Genomic DNA, 26,410 nt, shown 5'->3' on the forward strand with positions numbered 1-26,410 from the left:
TCGCCGAGAGCGGAGCGCGGAGCGGAAGGACGGGCCGCCGTCCTGCGCTGTACGGGACGCGAGCGGCCGAGTCGCCGCCACCGGTGTCGGTGCGCCCACCCGGGTAAGGGAGCTGCAGCGGGAGCCCGCCGCGAGCTGGTCCCCGAGTCCCGCGGGACCTCCCGGGCGCCCCCCGACCGATCCGATCTCCTGGACGTGAGGCATGACCACCCCCTTCTTCCCGGGCCCCTACGGGAGCCCCTTCGACGACTTCTTCGCCCGCTACCTGGGCGGGGAGCAGCGCACGCCGCGGCAGCGCGTCGACATCACCCAGTTCCTCAGCCAGCAGGCGCGGGAGCTGGTCAACGCGGCCGCGCGCGAGGCGGTCTCCACCGGCAGCGCCGACCTGGACACCGAGCACCTGCTGTGGGCCATGACGGGCGACGAGAGCACCCGCCAGTTCCTGTCCCGCTCCGGCACCGACCCCGACCGGCTGCGTGCCTCCCTCGAGGAGCAGATGCGACGCGGCGAGCCGCGGGACGAGGCGCCGTCCCTCACCCCGGCCGCCAAGCGCGCCCTGCTCGACGCCCACCGCGTCTCCCGCGCCCTCGGCTCCACCTACATCGGCCCCGAGCACCTGCTGTTCGCCCTGGCCGTCAACCCGGACTCCCCGGGCGGGCGGCTGCTGCGTGAGCGCGGCGTCACGCCGGAGGCGCTGCAGCAGGCCGCCATCGGCGGCGGCCAGCCAGGCGGCGGGCGCCCCGGCGGTCCCGGGCAGGGCCAGTCGAGCACCCCGACGCTCGACGAGTACGGCCGCGACCTGACCGAGATGGCCCGCAACGGCCAGATCGACCCGGTGATCGGCCGGGAGGTCGAGATCGAGCAGACCGTCGAGGCGCTCTCCCGGCGGCGCAAGAACAACCCGGTGCTCATCGGCGAGGCCGGCGTCGGCAAGACCGCGATCGTCGAGGGCATCGCGGCCCAGATCGTCGAGGGCGACGTCCCGGAGACGCTGCGCGGACGGCGGCTGGTCGAGCTGGACCTCACCGGCCTGGTGGCCGGCACCCGCTACCGCGGTGACTTCGAGGAGCGGCTCAAGAAGATCATGGACGAGATCCGCGAGCACAGCGACGAGGTCATCGTCTTCATCGACGAGCTGCACACCGTCGTCGGCGCGGGCGCCTCGGAGGGCTCCGGCGGCGCCGGCAACATGCTCAAGCCGGCCCTGGCCCGCGGCGAGCTGCACATCATCGGCGCGACCACGCTCGACGAGTACCGCCGCAACATCGAGAAGGACGCCGCCCTGGAGCGCCGGTTCCAGCCCATCCTCGTCAGCGAGCCCGGCGTCGAGGACACCGTGCAGATCCTCTGCGGGCTGCGCGACCGGTACGAGGCCCACCACGAGGTGCGCTTCACCGACGACGCGATCCGGGCCGCGGTGGAGCTCTCGGACCGCTACATCACCGACCGCCACCTCCCGGACAAGGCCATCGACCTCATCGACCAGGCCGGCGCCCGGGTCCGTCGGCGGGTGAAGACCCCGCCCACCGACCTGCGCGGACTGGAGCAGGAGGTCGAGCGGCTGCAGCGGGAGAAGGACCAGGCCGTCGCCGCTGAGCAGTACGAGCGCGCCTCCGAGCTGCGCGACCAGCTCAGCGAGGCCCAGGAGCGGCTGGAACAGGCGCGCACCGGCGGCGGGCAGTCCGGCTCGGGTGTGCCGGAGCTCGGCGTCGAGGACATCGCCGAGGTGGTCTCCCGGGCCACCGGCATCCCGGTCAACCAGCTCACGCAGGAGGAGGTGCAACGGCTGCTGCAGCTCGAGGAGCACCTGCACCAGCGGGTCGTCGGCCAGGAGGACGCCGTCCGCGTGGTCGCCGAGGCGGTGCGCCGCTCGCGCGTCGGCCTGGGTGACCCCGACCGGCCGATCGGCAGCTTCTTGTTCCTCGGGCCCACCGGCGTCGGCAAGACCGAGCTGGCGCGGGCGCTGGCCGAGGCGCTGTTCGGCGACGAGGACCGGATGATCCGGCTGGACATGAGCGAGTTCCAGGAGCGGCACACGGTCAGCCGGCTGGTGGGCTCCCCGCCCGGGTACGTGGGCTACGAGGACGCCGGCCAGCTCACCGAGGCGGTGCGCCGCCGTCCGTACTCGGTGGTGCTGCTCGACGAGATCGAGAAGGCGCACCCCGACGTCTTCAACACCCTGCTCCAGGTGCTCGACGACGGCCGGCTCACCGACTCGCAGGGCCGCACGGTGGACTTCAAGAACACCGTGCTGATCATGACCAGCAACCTGGGCTCGGAGCTCATCCAGGGCCGCAACACCCCCCTCGGCTTCGGCTCCGGCGACGGTGCGTCGTCCGACAACGGGCTGCGGGAGCGGCTGATGCGGCGGCTGCGGGAGCAGTTCCGGCCGGAGTTCCTCAACCGGATCGACGAGGTCGTGGTCTTCCAGCAGCTGGAGACCGAGCAGCTGGCCCGGATCACCCGGCTGCTGCTCGACGAGACGCGTCGCCGGCTGGCGGCCCAGGACATCGAGGTGGCCTTCACCGACGAGGCGGTCACCTGGATCGCCGAGCACGGTTTCGAGCCGCAGTTCGGCGCCCGGCCGCTGCGCCGCGCCATCCAGCGGGAGGTCGACAACCCGCTGGCGCGGCTGCTGCTCGACGGCCGCCTGGAGCGGGGCCGGCGGGTCACCGTCGGCGTCCGGGACGGCCGGCTGGACTTCGCCGTCGACCAGCCCGCGGAGCCCGCGACGGCCGGCGTCTGACCTGCGCCGACGTGGTCTCGGTCACAGGGCCGGCGGAGGAGGTGTGCGACACCGCCTCCGCCGGCTCTGCCTCAGGCCCGGAGCCGTGCCCGGCTTAGGTTGCCCTTGCTTGCACGCCGCCGGAATTAGGTGAGACTCGTGTTGTGGAAAGCAGCGCGGTGCAGGTCGGCGGCGAGGCGAGCAGCCCGTCGCGCCCCTCGCCGTCCGCCGAGGACGGGCGCACGCGGCACCGCGTCACCGCCCTGCTGCTCGAACACGGGCCGCAGACCGCGACCGAGCTCGCCGGGCGGCTGGGGGTCTCGCCGACCGCCGTCCGGCGGCACCTCGACGCGCTGGTGACCACCGGCCGTGTCGAGGAGCGGCAGGGTGGGGCGGGGACCAGCAGGGCGCCCCGGGGCCGGGGCCGACCGGCCCGGCTGTTCCACCTCACCGACGCCGGCCGCTCGGCCTTCCCGCACGCCTACGACGACCTGGCGCTGACCGCGCTGCGGTTCGTCGCGGCGCAGGGCGGGCCGGACGCCGTCCGCGCGGTGGCCGAGGTCCAGCTCGCCGGGTTGGAGCAGCGCTGCTCGGCCGCGGTGGAGACGGTGCCGGGGCCGCCGGTCGACCGGGCCCAGGCCCTCGCCGCGGCGCTCACGGCCGAGGGCTACGCTGCCTCGGCCTCGGCGATCTCGGGTGGCGGCCAGCTGTGCCAGCACCACTGCCCGGTCGCGCACGTGGCGGCGGAGTTCCCGCAGCTGTGCGAGGTCGAGACGGCCGTGATCGGCCGGCTCGTCGGCACGCACGTGCAGCGGCTGGCCACGATCGCCCACGGCGACGGGGTGTGCACCACGCACATCCCCGGGCCGGTCCGCCGCAGCGACTCGTGGCCCCAGGGAGAACCCCGTCCCACTCACCCCTCGCACGCTCGGGGCGAGCCTCCGGACGGGGCCGACGACGGGGTCACGGCTCACACGCGCGCGGGGAACAGATCGGGCCCCGCGAGCCCTGTACCGGACGAGCGCGCGGCGCACCGGCTCCGAGCCGGCGGGCGCACCGCACCGTCCACCAGCACGACCCAACCACCCGCCCGACCCAGCCCCGTGAACGACCGGGAGAGGACGCCCGCATGACCAGCACCCAGCAGCCGGTGACCGGTACGCCGCTGACGCAGGACGAGCAGATCGAGCAGCTCGGCCGCTACCAGTACGGCTGGGCCGACGCCGACGTCGCCGGGGCCTCCGCCCGCCGCGGCCTGGACGAGGACGTCGTCCGGGACATCTCGCGCCGCAAGAACGAGCCCGAGTGGATGCTCGAGCGGCGGCTCAAGGCCCTCAAGCTCTTCGGCCGCAAGCCGATGCCCGACTGGGGCTCGGACCTGTCCGGGATCGACTTCCAGAACATCAAGTACTTCGTGCGCTCCACCGAGGCCCAAGCGGCCTCGTGGGAGGACCTGCCCGACGACATCAAGAACACCTACGACCGGCTGGGCATCCCGGAGGCCGAGAAGCAGCGGCTGGTCGCAGGCGTCGCGGCGCAGTACGAGTCCGAGGTCGTCTACCACCAGATCCAGAAGGAGCTGGAGGACCAGGGCGTCGTCTTCCTGGACACCGACACGGCCCTGCGCGAGCACGAGGACATCTTCAAGGAGTACTTCGGCTCGGTGATCCCGTCCGGCGACAACAAGTTCGCCGCGCTGAACACCGCCGTGTGGTCCGGTGGCTCGTTCATCTACGTGCCGAAGGGCGTGCACGTCGACATCCCGCTGCAGGCCTACTTCCGCATCAACACCGAGAACATGGGCCAGTTCGAGCGGACGCTGATCATCGTCGACGAGGGCGCCTACGTGCACTACGTCGAGGGCTGCACCGCGCCGATCTACAAGTCGGACTCGCTGCACTCCGCGGTCGTCGAGATCATCGTCAAGAAGAACGCGCGCTGCCGGTACACGACCATCCAGAACTGGTCGAACAACGTCTACAACCTGGTCACCAAGCGGGCGATCGCCCACGAGGGCGCGACCATGGAGTGGGTCGACGGCAACCTCGGCTCCAAGGTGACGATGAAGTACCCGGCGGTCTGGATGACCGGCGAGCACGCCAAGGGCGAGGTGCTCTCCATCGCCTTCGCCGGCGAGGGCCAGCACCAGGACGCCGGTGCCAAGATGGTGCACGCCGCGCCGAACACCTCCTCGACCATCGTGTCGAAGTCGGTGGCCCGCGGCGGCGGCCGGACGTCCTACCGCGGTCTCGTGCAGATCGACGAGGGCGCGCACGGGTCGAAGTCGACGGTGAAGTGCGACGCGCTGCTGGTCGACACGATCAGCCGCTCGGACACCTACCCGTACGTCGACGTCCGTGAGGACGACGTGGCCATGGGCCACGAGGCGACGGTCTCCCGCGTCAGCGAGGACCAGCTCTTCTACCTGATGAGCCGCGGCCTGTCCGAGGACGAGGCGATGGCCATGGTGGTGCGCGGGTTCGTCGAGCCGATCGCCCGTGAGCTGCCCATGGAGTACGCCCTCGAGCTGAACCGCCTGATCGAGCTGCAGATGGAAGGTGCCGTCGGCTGATGTCGGCCAGCGACAACGTCAACACCACCGGTCTCACCACGGATTCGGCCACCCTCGCCGGCGAGCTGTTCGGCGAGGGGGTCGGCACCCAGGCCGGCCCGCCCGCCACCCCGGCCGCGGGCACCGGCACCGCCGGCCAGGCCGCACCGGGGGCGCACTCGCACGGCGGGACGGCTCCGACCGGCTCGCCCGCGGAGCGCTTCACCTCGACCGACCCCGACGCCTTCGGCGTGCCCACCGGTCGCGAGGAGACGTGGCGCTTCACGCCGATGCGGCGGATCCGCCCGCTGCTCGACGGCGCGCCGTCCGACGCGCACCTGACGTGGACGACGGACCTGCCCGAGGGCACCGAGCTCACCAGCGTCGAGGCTGACGACCCGCTGCTCAAGGGCCTGCCCGAGCCGGTCGACCGGCTGGCGGCGCTCGCCCGCCGGCGCGCGGGCGGAGCCGCCCTGCTCCGGGTGCGTCCCGAGGCGGTCCTCGACCGCCCGGTCACGCTCGCCCTGGCCGGCACCGGTTCCGACGACGTCGTGTGGGGCCAGCTCGTGATCGAGGTCGGCGCCTTCGCGCAGGCGACCGTCGTCCTCGACCACAGCGGCCTGGCGAGGTACGCCGGAGGTGTCGCCGTCCTGGTCGGGGACGGCGCGCAGGTGGCCCTCGTGTCGGTGCAGGACTGGGCACCCGGTGCCGTCCACGGCGCGCAGTACGACGCCGTCATCGGCCGCGACGCCTCCTTCACCCAGACCGTGGTCACCCTCGGCGGCGACCTGGTGCGCTTGGTCAGCAACGTGCAGTACGCCGGTCCGGGCGGCTCGGCCGACCTGCTCGGTGTGTACTTCTCCGACGAGACCCAGCACCAGGAGCACCGGCTCTGGGTCGACCACGCGGTGCCCAACTGCCGCAGCAACGTGCTCTACAAGGGCGCGCTGCAGGGCGAGGGTGCGCGCACGGTGTGGATCGGCGACGTCCGGATCCGCCCGTCGGCCACCGGCACCGACACCTACGAGCTCAACCGCAACCTGGTGCTCACCGACGGCGCCCGCGCCGACTCGGTGCCCAACCTGGAGATCGAGACCGGCGAGATCGTCGGCGCCGGCCACGCCAGCGCCACCGGCCGCTTCGACGACGAGCAGCTGTTCTACCTCTGCTCCCGGGGCATCGACGCCGAGACCGCGCGCCGCCTCGTCGTCCGCGGGTTCTTCGCCGACGTCGTCCAGCGCATCGGCATCGACGAGCTGCAGGACCGGCTGATGCGCACCATCGAGACCCGCCTCGGCGCCCTGCCCGGGCTCGACGAGCAGCCGGTCGAGGTGGCCTGACCCATGGCCTTCGAGCGGGTCTGCGCCCTCTCCGAGGTGCCGGAGGACGGCGCCCTGCGGGTCGAGCTGTCCGACATCGACATCGCCGTCGTCCGGTTCCAGGGCGAGGTCTACGCGGTCCAGGACGTCTGCTCGCACGCCGAGGTCCCGCTGTCGGAGGGCGACGTCGAGGAGCTCGACGGCGCCCCCACCATCGAGTGCTGGCTGCACGGGTCGTGCTTCGACCTGCGCACCGGCGAGCCCACCAACCTGCCGGCCACCGAGCCGGTCGACGTCTACCCGGTCCGCGTGGAGGGGGAGGACGTGCTCGTCGACACCGAGTCCGACGGCCGCCTCCGGCTCGCGGCCGGCAACTGAGGAGCGAGAAGAGAAGTGTCCGTTCTGGAGATCCGCGACCTGCACGTCAGCGTCGGCGAGGGTGACGACGCCAAGGAGATCCTCCGTGGTGTCGACCTGACCATCCGGTCGGGCGAGACGCACGCGATCATGGGGCCGAACGGGTCGGGCAAGTCGACCCTGGCCTACTCGATCGCCGGCCACCCGAAGTACACGATCACCGGCGGCACGGTGACCCTCGACGGCGAGGACGTCCTCGCGATGACCGTCGACGAGCGGGCCCGCGCCGGCCTGTTCCTCGCCATGCAGTACCCGGTCGAGGTCCCCGGCGTCTCGGTGTCGAACTTCCTGCGCACCGCCGCCACCGCCATCAAGGGCGAGGCCCCCAAGCTGCGCACCTGGGTCAAGGACGTCAAGACCGAGATGGCCGGCCTCGAGATGGACCCGGCGTTCGCCGAGCGCAACGTCAACGAGGGCTTCTCCGGCGGCGAGAAGAAGCGCCACGAGATCCTGCAGATGCGGCTGCTCAAGCCGGCCATCGCGATCCTCGACGAGACCGACTCCGGCCTGGACGTCGACGCGCTGCGGGTCGTCTCCGAGGGCGTCAACCGCACCCGCGGGGAGGGTGACGTCGGCGTCATGCTGATCACCCACTACACGCGGATCCTGCGCTACATCAAGCCCGACTTCGTGCACGTCTTCGTCGCCGGCCGGATCGTCGACGAGGGCGGCCCGGAGCTGGCGGCCAAGCTCGAGGACGAGGGCTACGCCGCCTACGTCAAGGACTCCAACGAGCAGGCGAGCATCGAGAAGGCCGCCGCGGAGGTCGTTCAGGCATGACCCAGACCGTCTCGCGTCCCGGTGCCGGGGCGCAGAAGGCGCCCCTGCCTCTGGACGTCGAGGCGATCCGGGCGGACTTCCCGATCCTGTCCCGTACCGTGCGGGACGGGAAGCGGCTGGTCTACCTGGACTCCGGGGCCACCGCGCAGAAGCCGATCAGCGTGCTCGACGCCGAGCGCGACTTCTACCTGACCTGCAACGCCGCACCGCACCGGGGCGCGCACCAGCTCGCCGAGGAGGCGACCGCCCGCTACGAGGCGGCCCGCGCCACCATCGGGGCGTTCATCGGTGCGCCGGCCGAGGAGGTCGTGTTCACCCGCAACAGCACCGAGGCGATCAACCTGGTCGCCTACGCGCTGTCGAACGCGGCCACGGCCAAGGAGGAGCAGTTCCGGCGGTACGCCGTCGGGCAGGGCGACGAGATCGTCGTCACCGAGATGGAGCACCACGCCAACCTGGTGCCCTGGCAGCAGCTGTGCGAGCGCACCGGCGCCACGCTGCGCTGGCTCGGGCTGACCGACGGCGGCCGCCTCGACCTCTCCGACCTCGGCACCGTGGTCAACGAGCGGACGAAGCTGGTCGCGGTCACCCAGCAGTCGAACATCCTCGGCACGATCAACCCGCTCGAGGACATCGTCGCCCGGGCCCGCGAGGTCGGCGCCCTGGTGCTGGTCGACGGCGCGCAGTCGGTGCCGCACCAACCGGTCGACGTCACCACGCTCGGCGCGGACTTCCTGGTGTTCTCCGGGCACAAGATGCTGGGCCCGACGGGCATCGGCGTGCTGTGGGGCCGCTACGAGGTGCTCGATGCGCTGCCGCCCTTCCTCACCGGCGGCTCGATGATCGAGGTCGTGCGCATGGAGGGCAGCACCTTCATGCCGCCGCCGCAGCGCTTCGAGGCCGGCGTCCCCATGACCGCGCAGGCGATCGGGCTCGCCGCCGCGGTCGAGTACCTGCAGCAGCTCGGCATGGACCGGGTGCAGGCGCACGAGGAGGCGCTCACCGCCTACGCGCTGGAGAAGCTGGCCGAGATCCCCGGCGTCACGGTGATCGGCCCGCCCGACACCGTCGCCCGCGGCGGGGCGGTCTCCTTCACCGTCGAGGGCATCCACCCGCACGACGTCGGCCAGATCCTCGACGACCTCGGCGTCGAGGTGCGGGTCGGCCACCACTGCGCCTGGCCGGTGGTGCGCCGCTACGGCGTCCCGGCCACGACGCGGGCCACCTTCTACGTGCACACCGGCTACGACGACATCGACGCCCTGGTCGACGCCGTGCGGGAAGCCCAGCGCTTCTTCGGCGTTGTACCTGCCGTGACACCGGGTGAGGCGAGCTGATGCAGCTGCAGTCGATGTACCAGGAGATCATCCTGGACCACTACCGCAATCCGCACGGCCGCGGGCTGCGCGAGCCGTTCGAGGCCGAAGTGCACCACGTCAACCCGACGTGCGGTGACGAGGTCACCCTGCGGGTGCACCTGGACGGCGACACCCTCGCCGACGTCTCCTACGAGGGGATGGGCTGCTCGATCAGCCAGGCGTCGGTGTCGGCGATGTACGAGCTCGTCATCGGCCGGTCGGTGCCCGAGGCGCTGGAGACCGGCGAGCACTTCATGACGCTGATGCAGAGCAAGGGTGACGCGTCGGTGGCCGAGAAGCTCGAGGACGAGCTGGAGGACGCCATCGCGTTCGCCGGCGTGTCCAAGTACCCAGCGCGGATCAAGTGCGCGCTGATGAGCTGGATGGCCCTCAAGGACGCGTCCGCCCGCGCGCTGGCCGCCACCCCCGCGTCAGCCACCCACCCCACCACTCCAGCCGGAGGCGACAGGGCATGAGCGAGACCACCGAGAACGCCACCCCGGCGACCGACGGGGCGCCCGGCGACCTGCCGGCCTACAAGTCGGCGCTGCTCGAGGACGTCGAGGAGGCCATGCGCGACGTCGTCGACCCCGAGCTCGGCGTCAACGTCGTCGACCTCGGCCTGGTCTACGGCATCGACGTCGTCGACGAGGTGGCCGTCATCGACATGACGCTGACCTCGGCGGCCTGCCCGCTGACCGACGTCATCGAGGACCAGGCCCGGCAGGCTCTCACCGGCGGCCCCGGCCCCGGCCTGGTGGACGACGTGCGGATCAACTGGGTCTGGATGCCGCCGTGGGGTCCGGACAAGATCACAGACGACGGCCGCGAGCAGCTGCGCGCCCTCGGCTTCCGCGTCTGAAGCAGGACACCCGCGCGATCATGGCGCCGTGACCACGTCGTCCGACCGGACGGTGGTCACGGCGCCATGATTGCCTCCGGGATCTCCTGTCACCGCATGTCCGCCAGACGGGCGTCGAAGCCGGCGACGGGGTACCGCTCGCGCCGGGCGCCGACCGCTAGCAGCACCACGCCCACCACGAGCGCCCCGGCCACGGGCAGCGGCAGCGCCCGCACGGCCAGGCCGAGGGCCAGCGCCACGATGGTCCAGGCGGCGACCAGCAGGGGAGCGCGCACCGCCCGCCACGCGGCCGCGGCCATCACCGCGGCGGCGACGAGGAGCACCAGCACCGGGCGGGTGCTCCCGGGTGTCATGACCGCCCACACCACCGACGGCACCGCCGCGACCAGCAGCCCCGGACCCCACGCCGGCCAGGACGGTCCGCCGGCCAGCCGCGGCCCCGCAGCGAGCAGCAGCCCCAGCGCCGCCGGCAGCGTGTACGCCTCGACCACCGACCAGCCCGCGAGCGCGGCGGCCGTCCACGCGGCTCCCACCAGCTGGGCGGCGCCCGCCCGCCACGCAGGGGATCCCTCGGGCTGGCCCCTGCGCGGGTCCGGCGTGTGCCACACGAACCAGCCCCAGGCGGAGGTCAGCAGTCCCTGCGCGGCCAGCTGCACTGCCAGCATCGTGCGGTCCCGGGCGACGACCAGCAGCACCACGGCCAGGGCCGCGCACACCGCGCCGGTGACGACGGTGGCCCGCCGGGTCCGCGGGTCGAGCACCAGGCCCGCGCCGAGCGACGCCGCGTAGAGCACGCCCAGGCATCCTGCGGCTCCGCCGACGCCGACCAGCCCGCTCGCGGCCGCGACCAGTGCCGCAGCGGCCAGACAGCCGACCGCCGCGGGGACGGCGACCGGCCGGTCTTCCCCGCGCAGCGCCGCGACCAGCACGCACGGCAGCGCGGTGAGCACCAGCAGGAGGACCAGCTCCAGCCACCGCGATCCGGCGACCAGCTGACCGACGCTCAGCACCACGAGCGTGCCGCCGGCGGCGAGGGCCGCCGGCAGGAACAGTCCGCGCACCCAGCCGGTCAGCAGCGCCGCGGCGGCCGCGGCGATCAGCACCCCGGTGTAGCCGGCCAGCAGCACCGCACCGGGTCCAGGGGCGCCCAGGGCACCGCAGAGCGCCGCGCCCGAGACCGTGCCGGCCAGCACGGGGACGGCGACCGGTGGCCCGAGCAGCGGCTCCAGGGTGCGCACCAGCCGGGCGGCGACCAGCTCCAGCGCCGCGGCGACGGTGAGCGCGGCCGACGTCCAGCGGGCGGCCGCGTCGCCGCTCCACGCCGTCCCCAGGGCGCCCACCACACCGGCCACCCACCACGGCGCGGCGGTCACCAGGGAGACCCGCGCGACGAGCCGTCGGGCGCCGAGAGCGACGCCGAGCCCGACCAGTGCCACGGTCAGCAACTCGGCGGTGCGGACGACGCCGGCCCCGGATCCGTCCAGCGCGCGCACCGCGGCCAGCTGCAGGGCCAGCCAGGCCGCCAGCGGCCAGGTGGCGGGACGCCGGAGCAGGCGGGCGAGGACGAGGAAGACGCCGCCCAGCACGAGCGGGGGGACGACGGAGCCGCGCAGCAGCGGGGTCCCGGCATCGGCGCCCAGCACGGCCAGCGCCACCGCGGCGGCGGCCAGCGTCTCCTCGGTGGCGCGCAGCCGGGCGTGGGACCCCCACGCCGAGGCACCGGCGGCCGCGGCGGCCAGCGCGAGCAGCAGCACCCGCGCGGACCCGCCGCCGTAGACCGCGGCCGCTGCCCCGCCGGCGCTGACGACCAGCACGGCGCCGACGACCAGCAGCAACTGCGACGGACGGGCGCGGTAGGGGAGCGGCGGCACCGGCGCTGAGCCCACGACCTCCCCTTCCTGCGACCCTGCGACCGGTCCACGGTAGGGCGGCGCGACCCCCGGCGCGCTCCGGTCGCTCAGCGCATCTGCGCCACCCAGGCCACCGCCTCGCGGGCCTGCTGCCGTCGGCGCTCGTAGGTCGCGCCCAGCGCCAGCAGGAGCAGGCCGACCACCGCCAGCGTCAGCCACCGCGGGGCCAGTGGCGCGTAGGGCGTCAGCCGGCCCAGCACAACGAACGCCAGCGACGCGGCGCCCACCACGAACGGCGCCTGCCGGTGCGTCACCGTGCCGACGACGGTCAGCGCGCCGGCGGCCACGACGACGAGCCCCAGCCGCAGCGCCGAAGGCTCCGCGACCGCCACCAGGGCCGAGGGGACCAGCGCGGTGGCCACCGCAGCGCCCTCGGCCGCCCACGACCGGGCACCGGCCCGCAGCTGCGGCAGGGCCACGACGAGGAGACCCGCCGCGGCCGGCAGCGTGTAGACCTCCACCGTCTGGACCGCTGCGCCGCCCGCGGCCACCCAGCAGGCCACTACGAGGTCGACGACGGCGAGCACGGCCACGTCGCGCCGATGCGCCACGAGCGCGTAGGCCCCGGCTGCGGCGCCGGCGACGGCGAGCTGGACGGCCACCTGGCCCCAGGCCCCCGTCTCCGCCGAGGACACCGCGGCCAGCAGCGTGGCCAGCGCCGCCGCGCCCGCCCCGGCCGGCTCCTCGGGCGTACCGGCCCGGGCCGCGGCCAGCGCGAACCCGGCTGCGGCGACCAGCACGACCAGGAGACCGGCGACGGCGGCGCCGAGCCACCCCGCGTCCCGGGCGAGCAGCACCGCCCCGACCGGGCACAGCAGCGCGGCGACCGTGGCCTGCGGCCGGAGCCCCGGCAGCCGGACCGCGGCCAGCGCCGCGGGGACCGTGCCGGCGAGGGCGACGAGACCGAGGACGCCGGCGTGGCCGTCCGCCGCCAGCAGCGCCGCGCCGCCCGCGGCGAGCAGGCCACCGGCGGGCACCAGGGCGGCCAGCGCCGTCCGGTGCGGCGCGGCGGGCACGGCCGCGGTGAGCAGGACGAGGCCCAGCGCGGCGGCCGCGACCCAGCTGGGCAGGTCGGCCCGGGCCAGCGCGCCGGTGAGCGCCAGGGCGGTGGCGGTGGCTCCTGCGGCGGCCACGGCCGGGGCGGCGGGGAGGCGGCCGGCCAGCCGCGCGTCCTGCCGCAGCAGCAGCCCGACCGCGCCGGCGGCCGCCAGCAGGGCGGTCGTGGTCCACGCGTCGACCGTCGTCCCCGTCCAGGCCACGAGCACGCCGCCGACCGCCGCCGCGGCCGCCCACAGGGCGGCCAGCACCTGCGCGACCGGTGCCAGCAGCCGGCGCAGGCCCAGCAGGACGACCACGTCGAGCAGCGCGGCGCCCAGCACGGCCGCCACCCCGGCCGCCCCGGTGATGGCGTCCTCGGGGAGCAGCAGGAGCGGGACGAGCTGCACCGCGAGCAGGGCGACCAGCGGCCAGGTCACGGTGCTGCGCGTCAGCCGGCTCGAGCCCAGCGCCACCGCCGCGACGAGAGCACAGGAGACCGCGGTCCACAGCCGCACCGGGACGCCGTCCAGACCCCACAGCCCCAGCGCGTGCGCTGCGCCGAGGTCGACGGCGAGCAGCGCCGCTCCCGCCGCGGCCAGCGCCTCCTCGGTGGCCCGCAGGCCGCGGCGCGCCGTCCACGCCGAGACGCCGCAGGCGGTGGCGGTGACGGTCGCCATCACGGCGGACTGGAAGACCAGGCCCAGCCGGGTCCAGGCGACCGCGACGAACGCGATGCCGGCGGCTACGACGAGCAGCGCCCCCAGACCCAGGAGCACCTGCTGCGGGCTGACCCGGCGCGGCGGCCGGCCGGGCGGCGCGGGGGACAGCGGCGGTGGAGCGGCGACCGGTGGCTCCGGGGGAGCGGGGGTGGTGACCTGGGAGACCGGAGCGGTGACCTGGCGGACCGGGGTGGCGAGCACCGCTGACGGCGCGGGGGCCGGGGCCGGGCGTGGCGGCGCGGTCGTCGCCGTCCGCAGCGTGGTCAGGAGCCGGTCGCGGTCGCGCTCCAGTTCTTCGATGGTCGCCCCCATGCGGGCGACGACGCGGGCCGCCTCGCCGACGGCGGGCAGCCCGCAGGAGGGGCAGGGTGCCGGCCCCGGTCCGGCGCTCGGCAGGCCGCACACGGGGCACGGCAGGCCCCACGAGGGGCCGGACGTCGAGGTCATGGCCGAGATGGTGGCGTGTCGTGGGTCCGCGTGGGAGCCGCTTCCCCCGTCTGTGGACGACGGGCTGCCGCCGACGTCACCCGGAACTCGGTCGGGTGCGGGCCGCCGAGCGCCTATCCTGGGATCGGTGATCACGACGACCGGCCTCGAGCTGCGCGCCGGGGCACGCGTCCTCATCAGCGACGCTGACCTCCGCGTGCAGCCCGGCGACCGCATCGGCCTCGTCGGCCGCAACGGCGCCGGCAAGACCACCACGCTCACCACGCTCGCCGGCGAGCGGCTGCCGCACGCCGGCAAGGTGGCGGTCACCGGCGAGATCGGCTACCTGCCGCAGGACCCGCGCAGCGGCGACCTCGACACCACCGCGAGCGACCGCGTGCTGTCCGGCCGCGGGCTCGACGTGCTGCGCGCGCAGATGACCAAGGCGCAGGTCGCGATGGCCGAGCCCGCCGACGACACCGAGCGCGACCGGGCGGTGCGTCGCTACGGGCGCCTCGAGGACCAGTTCGCCGCGCTCGGCGGGTACGCCGCGGAGAGCGAGGCAGCGCGCATCTGCACCGCGCTCGGGTTGCCCGACCGCGTGCTGGGCCAGCCGTTGCGCACCCTGTCCGGCGGTCAGCGGCGCCGCGTCGAGCTGGCCCGCATCCTCTTCTCCGACGCCGAGACGCTGCTGCTCGACGAGCCCACCAACCACCTCGACGCCGACTCGATCACCTGGCTCAAGACGTTCCTCGCCGCGCACAAGGGCGGCCTGATCGTCATCAGCCACGACGTCGAGCTGCTGGACGCCGTCGTCAACAAGGTGTGGCACCTGGACGCCAACCGGGCCACGGTCGACGTCTACAACCTCGGGTGGAAGCCCTACCTCGCCCAGCGGGAGACCGACGAGCGCCGGCGGCGGCAGGAGCGGGCCAACACCGAGCGCAGGATCGACGCGCTGACCGCGCAGGCGGACAAGATGCGCGCCAAGGCCACCAAGGCCAGGGCCGCGCAGAGCATGGACAAGCGCGCGCAGCGGCTGGCCGCGGGGCTCGAGGAGGTCCGCGTCGCCGACCGGGTGGCCAGGCTGCGCTTCCCGACGCCGGTGCCGTGCGGGAAGACGCCGCTGACCGCCGAGGGGCTGTCGAAGAGCTACGGCTCGCTCGAGGTCTTCACCGACGTGGACCTGGCCGTCGACCGGGGGGCGCGGGTCGTCGTGCTGGGGCTGAACGGCGCCGGGAAGACGACGCTGTTGCGGATGCTGGCCGGCACCGAGGCGCCCGACACCGGCGAGGTGAAGGCCGGGCACGGGCTGCGCGTCGGCTACTACGCGCAGGAGCACGAGACCCTCGACCACGACCGCTCGCTGCTGGAGAACATGCGCGCGGCCGCCCCGCAGAGCACCGACACCGAGCTGCGGCGGATCCTCGGCGCGTTCCTGTTCTCCGGGGACGCCGCCGACCAGCGCGCCGGCACCCTCTCCGGCGGCGAGAAGACCCGGCTGGCGATGGCCACGCTCGTCGTCTCTGGCGCCAACGTGCTGCTGCTCGACGAGCCGACCAACAACCTCGACCCGGCCAGCCGCGAGCAGGTGCTCGACGCCCTGCGCACCTACGCCGGGGCGATCGTGCTGGTCACCCACGACGAGGGCGCGGTGCGCGCCCTGGACCCGGACAAGGTGATCCTGCTGCCCGACGGCACCGAGGACGCCTGGAGCGAGGACCTCGCGGACCTGGTCGAGCTGGCCTGAGCCACCGGGGCGGCCGCCTGGGGAGGCGGCCCTGCGCCGGTGGGTGGAGTCGGTCCCCCCGATCACCCGTTCGCGTGGCCGACGTCGCCCTCCTGGGTGATCATGAGGAGGTGGGACGCCGAGGTCAGCGGGGCCCGGCGCCGACGGGACGAGCAGCCTCGACGGGCCACGGGCCCGCGGCTGGTTGCTGACGGAGGGGAGTCATGGCCGACTCGAGCACCGCGGATCTCAGCAAGGGCAAGCGCATCACGGGGGGCGACCGCACGTCACTGGCCGACGAGCTGCGCAAGCGCTACGACGGCGGGGAGAGCATCCGGTCGCTGGCGTCGTCGACCAACCGGTCCTACGGCTTCGTGCACCGGCTCCTGTCGGAGTCCGGCGCCACCCTGCGCAGCCGTGGGGGAGCCAACCGGAACAGCAAGAAGAGTTGAGCGAGCCCGCGAGCTCGACCGGGGACGGAGCACCTGCGGGCAGGCGGTCGACGAGCGTCAGCGAGGAGGACGCGTGACCGGTCCCGACCAGGACGGGTGGGTGAGGACGGCGCGCGACGGCGCCGTCCTCACCGTCACTCTGGACCGGCCGGACCGGCTCAACGCGCAGACCCCCGCCACCTGGGCGGCCCTCGCCGCCGTGGGTGCCGCCCTGGACGACGGCGTGCGGGTCGTCGTCGTCCGCGGCGAGGGGCGCTCGTTCTCCGCGGGGCTGGACCGCAGCCTGTTCAGCACCGACCCCGGCACCGCCGGCGGCCTCGGCGAGCTGGGCCGGCTGCCCGCCGAGGAGACCCAGGAGCGCATCCGCCGCTACCAGGGCGGGTTCCGGTGGCTGCGCTCGCCGGGGGTCGTCTCCATCGCGGCGGTGCAGGGGCACGCCATCGGCGCCGGCGCGCAGCTCGCGCTCGCCTGCGACCTGCGCGTGCTCACCGAGGACGCCGACCTGCGGCTGCCCGAGGCCACCCTCGGGCTGGTGCCGGACCTCACCGGCACCAGCACGCTCACCGAGCTGGTGGGCTACTCGCGGGCGATGGAGATCTGCCTGACCGGCCGCCCGGTGCCGGCCGCCGAGGCGCTCGCCCTCGGGCTGGCCAATGCCGTCGTCCCCGCCGAGGCGCTCGACGGGGCGGTCGGCGCGCTGGTCGCCGCGATCACGGCGGCGCCCGTGGGGGCCAGCCGGGAGACCGCGGCACTGGTCCGCTCCGCCGTCCGCAACGACCCCGAGACCCAGGACGCCGCCGAGCGGGCCGCCCAGACCCGGCGCCTGACCGAGCTGGTCGGCGGCCGCTGAACCGTCGGAGCGCACTGCCAGACTGCCTCCGGAACAGCCCGCCCGGTGGGGGTGTTGGCCGGTCGGGAGAGGGGGTGGCATGGACATGAGCGGTCCCATGACCTCCATGGCGGCGATGCGGTCCTTCCGCCGCGACCCGTCGGTCGTCGCGCGGGAACTGCCCAAGGGCACCGTCCGGCGCATCCTCGGCATCGCCCGGCCCTACCGGCGCGACCTGACCTGGTTCGTGCTGCTGGTCGTCGGCTCGTCGGTCATCGGTGTGCTGACCCCGCTGCTGGCCGGGCAGATCGTCAACCGGATCGCGAGCCTGCAGGGGACGACGGGCGACATCGTCCGCATCGCGCTGGTCATCGCCGGTCTCGCGGTCCTCGACGCCGGCATCTCGCTGGCCACCCGCTGGTTCTCCGCGCGCATCGGCGAGGGCGTCATCTACGACCTGCGCAGCCGGGTGTTCGAGCACGTCCAGCGGATGCCGGTCGCCTTCTTCACCCGCACCCAGACCGGAGCGCTGGTCAGCCGGCTGAACAACGACGTCATCGGCGCCCAGCAGGCCTTCACCTCGACGCTGTCCGGGGTGCTCTCCAACGCCATCGGCCTGGTGCTCACCGCCGGCGTCATGTTCTCGCTGTCCTGGCAGATCACCGCGCTCTCGCTGGTGCTGGTGCCGGTCTTCGTGCTGCCCGCGCGCCGGATCGGCCGGCGGCTGCAGGAGATCACCCGGGAGTCCTACGGGCTCAACGCCTCGATGAACTCGACGATGACCGAGCGGTTCAACGTCGCCGGCGCGCTGCTGGTCAAGCTGTTCGGCCGGCCCGAGGCGGAGGCCGAGGGGTTCCGGGGTCGGGCCGCCCGGGTCCGCGACATCGGCGTCCTCTCGGCCATGTACGGCCGCACCTTCTTCACCGCGCTCACCCTCGTGGCGGCGCTGGCTACCGCGCTGGTGTACGGCCTCGGCGGCTGGCTGGCCTTCACCGGGTCGCTGAGCCCCGGCGACGTCGTGGCGCTGGCGCTGCTGCTCTCCCGGTTGTACGGCCCGCTGACGGCGCTCTCCAACGTCCGGGTCGACGTGATGAGCGCGATGGTCAGCTTCGACCGCGTCTTCGAGGTGCTCGACCTGCAGCCGATGATCCGCGAGGAGCCCGACGCGGTCCCGCTGCCCGACGACGACCGGTCGATCGAGTTTGAGCACGTCTCCTTCAGCTATCCCTCGGCCGCGGACGTCTCGCTGCCGTCACTGGAGGACGTGTCGTTGCCCGAGCACGGCGGGCCGGCGGCGGTGCTGCGCGACGTCTCCTTCCGCGTCGAGCCGGGCCAGCTCGTCGCGTTGGTCGGCCACTCCGGCGCGGGGAAGTCGACGATCGCCAACCTGGTGCCGCGGCTGTACGACGCGACCAGCGGCACGGTGCGGGTCGGCGGCATCGACGTCCGGCGGGCCACGCTGGCCTCGCTGCGCGACGCGATCGGCGTGGTCACCCAGGACGCGCACCTGTTCCACGACACGATCCGCGCCAACCTGCTCTACGCCCGGCCGCAGGCGACCGACGACGAGCTGTGGGCCGCGTTGGGCGGCGCCCGCATCGCCGGGCTGGTGCGGTCGCTGCCCGACGGCCTGGACACCGTGGTCGGGGACCGCGGCTACCGGATGTCCGGCGGGGAGAAGCAGCGGCTGGCGATCGCGCGGGTGCTGCTCAAGGCGCCGGGCATCGTGATCCTCGACGAGGCCACCGCGCACCTCGACAGCGAGTCGGAGGTGGCGGTGCAGCACGCGCTGGACACCGCGCTGGAGGGCCGGACGTCGCTGGTGATCGCGCACCGGCTGTCCACCATCCGCAGCGCCGACCAGATCCTCGTGGTCGACGAAGGTCGCATCGTGGAGTCGGGCACGCACGCCGAGTTGCTGGCGCTCGGGGGCCGGTACGCCGACCTCCACCGCACCCAGTTCGCCGTCGGCGAGGGGCGAACGGTCGGCGCGGCGTGACCACTACCGTCACTCCTGTCCCAGCAACGCAGGAGGAGCCAGCGTGACGTCCGCGCACCCGAACGACGCCCAGATCCGTGCGCTCTACGCCCAGTTCCTCGACGGCTGGAACCGGCGCAGCGGCGCCGCGGTCGCGGCCGCCTTCGCCGACGACGGGGACATCATCGGGTACGACGGCACCCACCACCACGGGCGTCTGGCCATCGCGGCCGACTTCCGGCAGATCTTCGGGAGCCACCCGACGGCCGCCTACGTCGCGGTGATCCGCTCCGTGCGTCCGGTCGCGCCGGGCGTCGCGATGCTGCTGGCCCACGCCGGGATGATCCCGCCCGGGGAGAGCGACATCGACCCGCGCTACCACACGGTTCACACGGTGGTCGCGGTCGACGAGGGCGCCGGCCGCTGGCGGATCTCCCTGCTCCAGGCCACCCCGGCGGCGTGGCAGCAGCACCGGGGGGGCCGCGAGGCGCTGACCCAGGAGCTGCGGGGGCTGCTCGCAGCCCAGTGACCTGCGGATCCGTCGTCCTCGGTACAGCGACTGCAGGAACCGGTACCCGGAGCGGCTCTGCTGGCATCTCCCGCCTGCCCCGTCCCGGGCCCCGCCCTGAGCCCGAGAGACGGGGTCCTCCTCGAGGCGGGGGGAGAAGGGTGGTCCCTTCTCAGTGCAGGACCTTGAGCCCCACGACGCAACCGACGATCCCGGCGAGCAGCAGCAGCTTCACCGGGGACACCGCCTCCTCGCCGGACACCATGGCGATCACGACGGTCAGCACCGCGCCGATGCCGACCCACACCGCGTACGCCGTCCCGACGGGCAGCTCACGCATCGCGTAGGCGAGCCCCACCATGCTCAGGACCAGGGCGACGACGAACACCACCGACGGGGCGAGGCGGCTGAACCCCTCGGAGCGGCCGAGGGCGGTGGCCCAGACGGCCTCCAGCACACCGGATAGGACGAGCACGAGCCAGGACACGACGCCTCCACGGGCGCCGTCTTGTCGCTGTCCGGGTACGGCACCGCTCGTCCGGGGGCCCGTGAGCAGGCCCGTCCCCATGGTCCCAGACCGCGGGCTGTCCGTCAGACGGACCAAGCGGCGACCGCGGCGTCGTAGCGGTCGAGCAGGACGGCGGCGATGCGGTCGTCGGGCAGCAGGGGAGCGGTGAGCACGTCCGCACCGGCTCCGCGGAGCTTGTCGTGGAAGTGACCGGGTGCCAGCAGGTAGGCGGCGAGCACCACCCGCCGGGCGCCGGCGGCCCGGGCGGCGGCGACCGCCTCGGGCACCGGGGGCTGCGCGGCCGAGCCGTAGCCGGTCGTCACCGGACCGGTCCAGCGCTCCTGGAGCGCCGCCGCGGTGGCGCCGACGTCGGCGACCGAGCGCGGGTCGCTGGAGCCGGCCGCGGCGAGCACCACACCGGTGGCCGGGTCGTCGGGGTCGGCGCCGGCAGCGAGCAGCCGGTCGTGCAGGACGGCGACCAGCCGCGGGTCGGGGCCCAGCGGACGGGCGGCGTGGGCCGCGGCGTGCTCCTGCACGGCCCGCGCGATGTCGACGTGCACGTGGTAGCCGCCGGACAGCAGCAGCGGGACGACGACCGAGGGCCGCCCGTCCCCGGCCAGGCCCGCGACGACGTCGGCCACCGTGGGCGGCTGCACGTCGACGAACGCCGCGGTGGTGACCAGGCCGGGGCGTAGATCGCGGGCGGCGAGGGCCAGCTCGGCGATCAGCCGCCGGCCGGTGGGGTTGCGAGTGCCGTGCGCGCAGGCGACCAGCACCGGGGTATCGGTCACGGTGTCCATGGGTTCACCTCCGCGGCCGCTCCGCTCCTCGCTCGCTGGCGCTCGCTGCGATGCTCACGCCCACGTCGGCTCACGGTGTCCTCAGCCGGCCGCCGTCCACCGCGACGGAGGTGCCGGTGACGTAGGAGGCGGCGGGGGAGAGCAGGAAGGCGGCCACCCGGCCGAACTCGGCGGGCTCGCCGACCCGGCCCAGCGGGATGCCGGCCTCGGCGCAGGCGCGGGCGCGGGCCGGGTCACCGGAGGCGTCCTCGCGCCCGACGACCAGCTCGGTGGCGAAGGTGCCCGGCAGCAGCCCGACCACCCGGATCCCGCGGGGGGCCAGCTCGTCGGCCAGTTGCTTGGCGGTCATCGCCAGGCCCGGGCGCAGACCGTTGGAGACCGCCAGGTCGGGCAGCGGGGAGCGGGCCGAGGTGGAGAGCACGAAGCCGATCACGGCGCCCGCGCCGAGGTGGGGGACCAGCGCGCGCACCAGCCGGAGCGGGCCGAGCAGCACGGCCTCCATGCCGTCCCGCCATGCCTCCTCGGGGGTGTCCAGCACGGTGCCGGGATCCGGGCCACCGACGCTGATCAGCGCGCCGTCCACCCGGCCGAGCCGGTCCCGGGCGGCGGCGACCAGCCGCTCGGCCGTGTCGGCGGCGGTGAGGTCGGCCGCCAGGCCGTGCGCCGCCGGAGGTCCGCCCAGCGTGGCGACGGCGGCGTCCACGGCGTCGGCGGCGCGTGCGCTCACCAGGACGCGCGCCCCGTCAGCGACGAGGGCCTGGGCCGCCGCGAACCCCAGCCCCCGGCTCGCGCCGGTGACCAGGTATCCGCGGCCGCCCAGGCCCAGGTCCATGCGGTGTCGTCAGCCGCGCAGCGAGCGCAGCACGTACTGCATGATCCCGCCGTTGCGGTAGTAGTTCGCCTCGCCGGGGGTGTCGATCCGGACGGTGGCGTCGAACTCCACGTCGCCGGCCTGCACCTTCACCGTGCGGGGCGTGCGGCCCTCGTTGAGCTCGGTGATCCCGGTGATCGTGAACTCCTCGTCGCCGGTCAGGCCGAGGGACTCCCGGTTCTGGCCCGCGGGGAACTGCAGCGGCAGCACGCCCATGCCGATGAGGTTGGAGCGGTGGATCCGCTCGTAGCTCTCGGCGATGACCGCCTTGACGCCCAGCAGCGCCGTCCCCTTGGCCGCCCAGTCGCGCGAGGAGCCGGAGCCGTACTCCTTGCCGGCGAGCACGACCAGCGGGATGCCCTGCTCCTGGTAGGCCTGCGAGGCCTCGTAGATCGACGTGGTCTCGCCGGTGAGGTGGTTCCTGGTGACCCCACCCTCGGTGCCGGGCACCAGCTGGTTGCGCAGCCGGATGTTGGCGAAGGTGCCGCGGATCATCACCTCGTGGTTCCCGCGCCGGGAGCCGTAGGAGTTGAAGTCGCGCCGCTCCACGCCGTGCTCGCGCAGGTACTGACCGGCCGGGCTGTCGGCCTTGATCGAACCGGCCGGCGAGATGTGGTCGGTGGTCACCGAGTCACCGAGCACGGCCAGCGTGCGGGCGCCGGCGATGTCCTGCACCGGAGCCGGCTCGGCCGGCATGCCCTCGAAGTACGGAGGACGCCGGACGTAGGTGCTCTCCGGGTCCCACGCGAAGGTGTCGCCGGTCGGCGTGGGCAGGTTCTGCCACTGCTCGGTGCCGGCGAAGACGTCGGCGTAGTCCTTGCTGAACATCTCCGCCGAGACGGCCTCGTCGATGACCCGCTGGACCTCCTGCGGCGAGGGCCAGATGTCGTGCAGGAAGACGTCGTTGCCGCCGGGGTCCTGGCCCAGCGGGTCGTTGTTCAGGTCGACGTCCATCGACCCGGCCAGCGCGTAGGCGATCACCAGCGGCGGGCTGGCCAGGTAGTTCATCTTCACGTCCGGGTTGATCCGGCCCTCGAAGTTGCGGTTGCCCGACAACACCGAGACGACCGCGAGGTCGGCCTCGTTCACCGCGTTCGACACCGGCTCCGGCAGCGGGCCGGAGTTGCCGATGCAGGTGGTGCAGCCGTAGCCGACCAGGTAGAAGCCGAGCTTCTCCAGGTACGGGGTGAGCTCGGCCTTCTCGTAGTAGTCCATGACGACCTTGGACCCGGGGGCCAGCGTCGTCTTCACCCAGGGCTTGCTCGTCAGGCCGCGCTCGACGGCGTTCTTGGCCAGCAGGGCCGCGCCGATCATCACCTGCGGGTTCGAGGTGTTGGTGCAGGAGGTGATCGCGGCGATCACCACGTGGCCGTGGTCGACGAAGGTCTCCGTGCCGTCCTCCAGGACGACCTTGGTCGGCTTCGACGGGCGGTCGGGCACCCGGTCGGGGACGACGTTGTGGTGCGGCTTGCCGGCCTCGCCGTTGCCGTGCGCGAACGGGCTGACCGGGTCGGACGCGGGGAAGGACTCGGCCGAGGCCTCGTCGGCCGCCGACTCCACGCCGTAGGGCTGCTCCTGCTGCGGGACGCCGGGCTTGCGGTCCTCGCCGCCGGTCTGGTCGTCCTGCACGTAGTCGGCGAGCGCGGTGCGGAACGAGGGCTTCGCGTCGGTGATCGCCACGCGGTCCTGGGGCCGCTTCGGGCCGGCGATGCTGGGCACCACGGTCGCGAGGTCCAGCTCGAGGTACTCGGAGAACGCCGGCTCGCGGGAGGGGTCGTGCCAGAGGCCCTGCGACTTGGCGTAGGCCTCGACGAGCTGGACCTGCTCCTCGGAGCGGCCGGTGAGCCGCAGGTAGGTGATGGTCTCCTCGTCGATGGGGAACATCGCCGCCGTGGAGCCGAACTCCGGGCTCATGTTGCCGATCGTGGCGCGGTTGGCCAGCGGCACCGCGGAGACGCCCTGGCCGTAGAACTCGACGAACTTCCCGACCACACCGTGCTCGCGCAGCATCTCGGTGATGGTGAGGACCAGGTCGGTGGCGGTGGCGCCGTCCGGCAGCTCACCGGTGAGCTTGAAGCCCACGACCCGGGGGATGAGCATCGAGACGGGCTGGCCGAGCATCGCGGCCTCGGCCTCGATGCCACCGACGCCCCAGCCCAGCACGCCCAGGCCGTTGACCATGGTGGTGTGGCTGTCGGTGCCCACGCAGGTGTCGGGGTAGGCGACGACGCGGTCACCCTCCTGGCGCGGGAAGACCACCCGGGCCAGGTGCTCGATGTTGACCTGGTGGACGATGCCGGTGCCCGGGGGGACGACCTTGAAGTCGCTGAAGGCGCCCTGGCCCCAGCGGAGGAACTGGTAGCGCTCGCCGTTGCGCTGGTACTCGATCTCGACGTTGCGCTCGAAGGACTCCGGCGTGCCGAAGACGTCGGCGATGACGGAGTGGTCGATGACCAGCTCGGCGGGCGCCAACGGGTTGATCTTCTGCGGGTCGCCGCCGATCTCCGCCATGGCCTCGCGCATGGTGGCCAGGTCGACGATGCAGGGGACGCCGGTGAAGTCCTGCATCACCACGCGGGCCGGGGTGAACTGGATCTCCTGGTCGGGCTCGGCGTTCGGGTCCCAGTTCGCGATCGCCCGGATGTGGTCGGCGGTGATGTCCGCGCCGTCCTCGGTGCGGAGCAGGTTCTCGAGGAGGACCTTGAGGCTGAAGGGCAGCTTCTCGGAGCCCTCCACTGCGTCGAGCCGGTAGATGTCGTAGTCGGTGCCGTCGACGCTCAGCGTCGCCCGCGCTCCGAAGCTGTCCTTGCTGGCTACCACTTCTCTGCGCCTACCCCTCAGCTGGTCCGTCGCGCTGCTTGCCACCCCGCATCATCCCAGGGCCCCGCCATCCTGCAGAGGTGAGGCGACCCTTCCTCGTCCCGAGGGGCTCCTCCGGCCCCTCGATGATCAGGTGAGCTGGTCGATCCGGCTCCTGGCTCAGCACCGGTGGTGAGCCAGGAGCCGGATCGGTGATCCGGGCTGATCGTCGGGGAGAAGCTCCTACGGTGGACGACGTGACCGGGCTTGCGGGGTCACGCAGGGACACAGCACCGTGGCAGCACGGCGCTGACGAGCGCCAGCGAGGAGGTGACGTGACACCTCCTCGCTGGCTGACCGGCGCGCGGCGCGTGACCGTGCTCACCGGCGCGGGCATCTCCACCGACAGCGGCATCCCCGACTACCGGGGGCCCAACGGCCTGTGGACCCGCGACCCGGACGCCGAGAAGCTCGTGACGCTGTCCTACTACGTCGCCGACCCCGACATCCGCCGCCGGGCGTGGCTGATGCGCCGCGACACCGCGCCCGACGCCCGCCCCAACGCCGGGCACGCCGCGCTGGTGGACCTGGAGCGGCAGGGCCGGCTGCGGGCGCTGCTCACCCAGAACGTCGACGGGCTGCACCAGGCGGCCGGGTCGTCACCGGAGCTGGTCGTCGAGCTGCACGGCACGGTGCACGCCGTCGCGTGCCTGGCCTGCGGCGACCGGACGACGATGGCCGAGGCGCTGGCCCGCGTCGCCGCCGGCGAACCCGACCCGTCCTGCCGCGTCTGCGGAGGCATCCTCAAGTCGGCCACGGTGAGCTTCGGCCAGGCGCTGGACCCGGCGGTCATCGAGGCCGCGGCGGAGGCGGCGACCGACTGCGACGTCTTCCTCGCCGTCGGCACCTCGCTGACCGTGCACCCGGCGGCCGGGCTGACCGACCTGGCGCAGCAGTCCGGCGCGCGGGTCGTCGTCGTCAACGCCGAGCCGACCCCCTACGACGTCGTCGCCGACCTGGTCGTGCGCGAGCCGATCGGGACGTCGCTGCCCCGGCTGCTGGCACCGTGACGCGGGACGAGCTCCACGCCCGCTACCGGGAGCTGGTGGACGACGAGCTGCCGCGGCGGGCGCGGGAGGGCCGCTGGGTGGTGACCGCCGACCACTGCTTCGGGCGGATCCTGCTCGACCACGCCGTGGGCGGACGCTGGTACGACGCCCTGGACCGGCGCCGCTCGCCGGCCTCCGCCCAACTGGACGACGACCAGCTGGCCGCCGCGGTCGCGCTGACCGAGCGGGTGCTCGCCGAGGGCGACCCGCTGCTGCGCGAGCTCGACGCGCAGAGCCTGGCCTGGCGCGACAAGCGACCGAAGCGGTGACCCTGCTCGCCGTCCACCTGGCGCTGACCGCCGCCTACGCCGGCTTCCAGTGGACCGTGCGGGCGCTGGTCTACCCGCAGTTCGCGCTCGTCCCGCCGGCGGTCTTCCCGGCCTACGAGCGCTGCCACCAGCAGCGGATCACCCGGGTCGTGGGCCCGTTGTTCGCCGGTCAGGGCGTCACGACGTCGTGGCTGCTCGCCGCCCGCCCGGAGGGGACGCCGCTGCTGCCGGTCCTCGTGGGTGCCGCCTGCCTGGCCGTCGTCCTCGGGGCGACCGCATGGGGCGCCGTCCCGCTGCACCGCCGGCTCGGGGCGGCGTGGGACGACGCGGCGTACCGGCGGCTGCTGCGGGTCGACACCGTCCGCGCGCTCGCGGCCACGACCGGGAGCGCCGCCGCACTGGCCGCGTTGCTCGGCTGAGCCGAGGACCACCGGACCGGGACCGGCCGCTAGC

At 74.0% G+C, this 26,410-nt stretch carries 23 protein-coding genes and 1 riboswitch; of the genes, 17 read left to right on the forward strand and 6 right to left on the reverse strand.

Translation table 11 applies throughout. From position 1 onward, the window contains the following. Positions 1-202: 202 nt before the first annotated feature. The 9 genes from ACWIX7_RS22495 (at position 203) to ACWIX7_RS22535 (ending at position 10,012) form a co-directional block, all read left to right on the forward strand. Complete coding sequence (locus ACWIX7_RS22495) at positions 203-2,746, forward strand: ATP-dependent Clp protease ATP-binding subunit (RefSeq protein WP_448618618.1); 2,544 nt, start codon at positions 203-205, stop codon at positions 2,744-2,746. A gap of 143 nt (positions 2,747-2,889) precedes the next feature. Further along, entirely contained in the window at positions 2,890-3,858 is a 969-nt protein-coding gene (locus tag ACWIX7_RS22500; protein WP_448618619.1) for a helix-turn-helix transcriptional regulator, read from the forward strand. Beyond that, positions 3,855-5,297: a Fe-S cluster assembly protein SufB gene (gene sufB, locus ACWIX7_RS22505; protein WP_448618620.1), complete on the forward strand. Its 1,443-nt coding sequence runs from the start codon at positions 3,855-3,857 to the stop codon at positions 5,295-5,297. The genes ACWIX7_RS22500 and sufB overlap by 4 nt, the downstream gene beginning before the upstream one ends. Continuing rightward, positions 5,297-6,616, forward strand: coding sequence for a Fe-S cluster assembly protein SufD (gene sufD / locus ACWIX7_RS22510; RefSeq protein WP_448618621.1), 1,320 nt, complete (start codon positions 5,297-5,299; stop codon positions 6,614-6,616). Before sufB ends, sufD begins: the two co-directional genes overlap by 1 nt. 3 nt (positions 6,617-6,619) lie before the next feature. After that, positions 6,620-6,973 carry a non-heme iron oxygenase ferredoxin subunit gene (locus ACWIX7_RS22515; protein ID WP_448618622.1) on the forward strand — a complete coding sequence of 118 codons (354 nt, stop codon included), beginning with the start codon at positions 6,620-6,622 and terminating at the stop codon, positions 6,971-6,973. Between the two features lie 15 nt (positions 6,974-6,988). Further along, positions 6,989-7,792, forward strand: a complete 804-nt coding sequence (gene sufC, locus ACWIX7_RS22520) for a Fe-S cluster assembly ATPase SufC (RefSeq protein WP_448618623.1) — start codon at positions 6,989-6,991, stop codon at positions 7,790-7,792. Then, positions 7,789-9,129: a cysteine desulfurase gene (locus ACWIX7_RS22525; protein ID WP_448618624.1), complete on the forward strand. Its 1,341-nt coding sequence runs from the start codon at positions 7,789-7,791 to the stop codon at positions 9,127-9,129. Before sufC ends, ACWIX7_RS22525 begins: the two co-directional genes overlap by 4 nt. Continuing rightward, positions 9,129-9,626, forward strand: a complete 498-nt coding sequence (gene sufU, locus ACWIX7_RS22530; protein WP_448618625.1) for a Fe-S cluster assembly sulfur transfer protein SufU — start codon at positions 9,129-9,131, stop codon at positions 9,624-9,626. The genes ACWIX7_RS22525 and sufU overlap by 1 nt, the downstream gene beginning before the upstream one ends. Further along, the gene (locus ACWIX7_RS22535) at positions 9,623-10,012 is read left to right on the forward strand and encodes a metal-sulfur cluster assembly factor (RefSeq protein WP_448618626.1); all 390 of its coding nucleotides are present in this window, start codon (positions 9,623-9,625) and stop codon (positions 10,010-10,012) included. The genes sufU and ACWIX7_RS22535 overlap by 4 nt, the downstream gene beginning before the upstream one ends. A gap of 89 nt (positions 10,013-10,101) precedes the next feature. On the opposite strand, the gene ACWIX7_RS22540 is transcribed toward ACWIX7_RS22535, so the two are convergent. Both ACWIX7_RS22540 and ACWIX7_RS22545 read right to left on the reverse strand, forming a co-directional pair. Then, the gene (locus tag ACWIX7_RS22540; RefSeq protein ID WP_448618627.1) at positions 10,102-11,898 is read right to left on the reverse strand and encodes an SCO7613 C-terminal domain-containing membrane protein; all 1,797 of its coding nucleotides are present in this window, start codon (positions 11,896-11,898) and stop codon (positions 10,102-10,104) included. Between the two features lie 71 nt (positions 11,899-11,969). Further along, the gene (locus tag ACWIX7_RS22545; protein ID WP_448618628.1) at positions 11,970-14,126 is read right to left on the reverse strand and encodes an SCO7613 C-terminal domain-containing membrane protein; all 2,157 of its coding nucleotides are present in this window, start codon (positions 14,124-14,126) and stop codon (positions 11,970-11,972) included. 127 nt (positions 14,127-14,253) lie between these two features. Between ACWIX7_RS22545 and ACWIX7_RS22550 the strand changes: the two genes are divergently transcribed. From ACWIX7_RS22550 to ACWIX7_RS22570, 5 genes are all read left to right on the forward strand, one after another. Next, complete coding sequence (locus ACWIX7_RS22550) at positions 14,254-15,855, forward strand: ABC-F family ATP-binding cassette domain-containing protein (RefSeq protein ID WP_448618629.1); 1,602 nt, start codon at positions 14,254-14,256, stop codon at positions 15,853-15,855. Positions 15,856-16,058: 203 nt separating this feature from the next. Then, positions 16,059-16,286, forward strand: coding sequence for a helix-turn-helix domain-containing protein (locus ACWIX7_RS22555; protein ID WP_091150986.1), 228 nt, complete (start codon positions 16,059-16,061; stop codon positions 16,284-16,286). 73 nt (positions 16,287-16,359) lie between these two features. Further along, positions 16,360-17,136: an enoyl-CoA hydratase/isomerase family protein gene (locus ACWIX7_RS22560; RefSeq protein WP_448618630.1), complete on the forward strand. Its 777-nt coding sequence runs from the start codon at positions 16,360-16,362 to the stop codon at positions 17,134-17,136. A gap of 85 nt (positions 17,137-17,221) precedes the next feature. Then, entirely contained in the window at positions 17,222-19,114 is a 1,893-nt protein-coding gene (locus tag ACWIX7_RS22565; RefSeq protein ID WP_448618631.1) for an ABC transporter ATP-binding protein, read from the forward strand. 43 nt (positions 19,115-19,157) lie between these two features. Beyond that, positions 19,158-19,622 carry an SgcJ/EcaC family oxidoreductase gene (locus ACWIX7_RS22570; protein WP_448618632.1) on the forward strand — a complete coding sequence of 155 codons (465 nt, stop codon included), beginning with the start codon at positions 19,158-19,160 and terminating at the stop codon, positions 19,620-19,622. A gap of 151 nt (positions 19,623-19,773) precedes the next feature. Here ACWIX7_RS22570 and ACWIX7_RS22575 read toward each other — a convergent pair whose 3' ends face one another. From ACWIX7_RS22575 to ACWIX7_RS22590, 4 genes are all read right to left on the reverse strand, one after another. Next, positions 19,774-20,088, reverse strand: coding sequence for a DMT family transporter (locus ACWIX7_RS22575; RefSeq protein WP_448618633.1), 315 nt, complete (start codon positions 20,086-20,088; stop codon positions 19,774-19,776). A 10-nt stretch (positions 20,089-20,098) separates the two neighbouring features. Continuing rightward, positions 20,099-20,164, reverse strand: a riboswitch (guanidine-III (ykkC-III) riboswitch). Positions 20,165-20,192: 28 nt separating this feature from the next. Beyond that, a complete protein-coding gene (locus ACWIX7_RS22580; RefSeq protein ID WP_448618634.1) occupies positions 20,193-20,909 on the reverse strand; it encodes a sirohydrochlorin chelatase in 717 nt (238 codons plus the stop codon). Between the two features lie 70 nt (positions 20,910-20,979). Next, a complete protein-coding gene (locus ACWIX7_RS22585; RefSeq protein ID WP_448618635.1) occupies positions 20,980-21,741 on the reverse strand; it encodes an SDR family oxidoreductase in 762 nt (253 codons plus the stop codon). A gap of 9 nt (positions 21,742-21,750) precedes the next feature. Then, positions 21,751-24,600, reverse strand: a complete 2,850-nt coding sequence (locus ACWIX7_RS22590; protein WP_448618636.1) for an aconitate hydratase — start codon at positions 24,598-24,600, stop codon at positions 21,751-21,753. Positions 24,601-24,914: 314 nt separating this feature from the next. On the opposite strand from ACWIX7_RS22590, the gene ACWIX7_RS22595 reads away from it, so the two are divergent. The 3 genes from ACWIX7_RS22595 to ACWIX7_RS22605 are packed head-to-tail and all read left to right on the forward strand — an operon-like array spanning position 24,915 to position 26,376. After that, a complete protein-coding gene (locus ACWIX7_RS22595) occupies positions 24,915-25,649 on the forward strand; it encodes an SIR2 family NAD-dependent protein deacylase (protein ID WP_448618637.1) in 735 nt (244 codons plus the stop codon). Beyond that, positions 25,646-25,957, forward strand: coding sequence for a hypothetical protein (locus ACWIX7_RS22600; protein ID WP_448618638.1), 312 nt, complete (start codon positions 25,646-25,648; stop codon positions 25,955-25,957). Before ACWIX7_RS22595 ends, ACWIX7_RS22600 begins: the two co-directional genes overlap by 4 nt. After that, entirely contained in the window at positions 25,954-26,376 is a 423-nt protein-coding gene (locus ACWIX7_RS22605) for a DUF1772 domain-containing protein (RefSeq protein ID WP_448618639.1), read from the forward strand. Before ACWIX7_RS22600 ends, ACWIX7_RS22605 begins: the two co-directional genes overlap by 4 nt. Positions 26,377-26,410 lie beyond the last annotated feature (34 nt).

The sequence above is a fragment of the Geodermatophilus sp. URMC 65 genome (genome assembly GCF_053502545.1).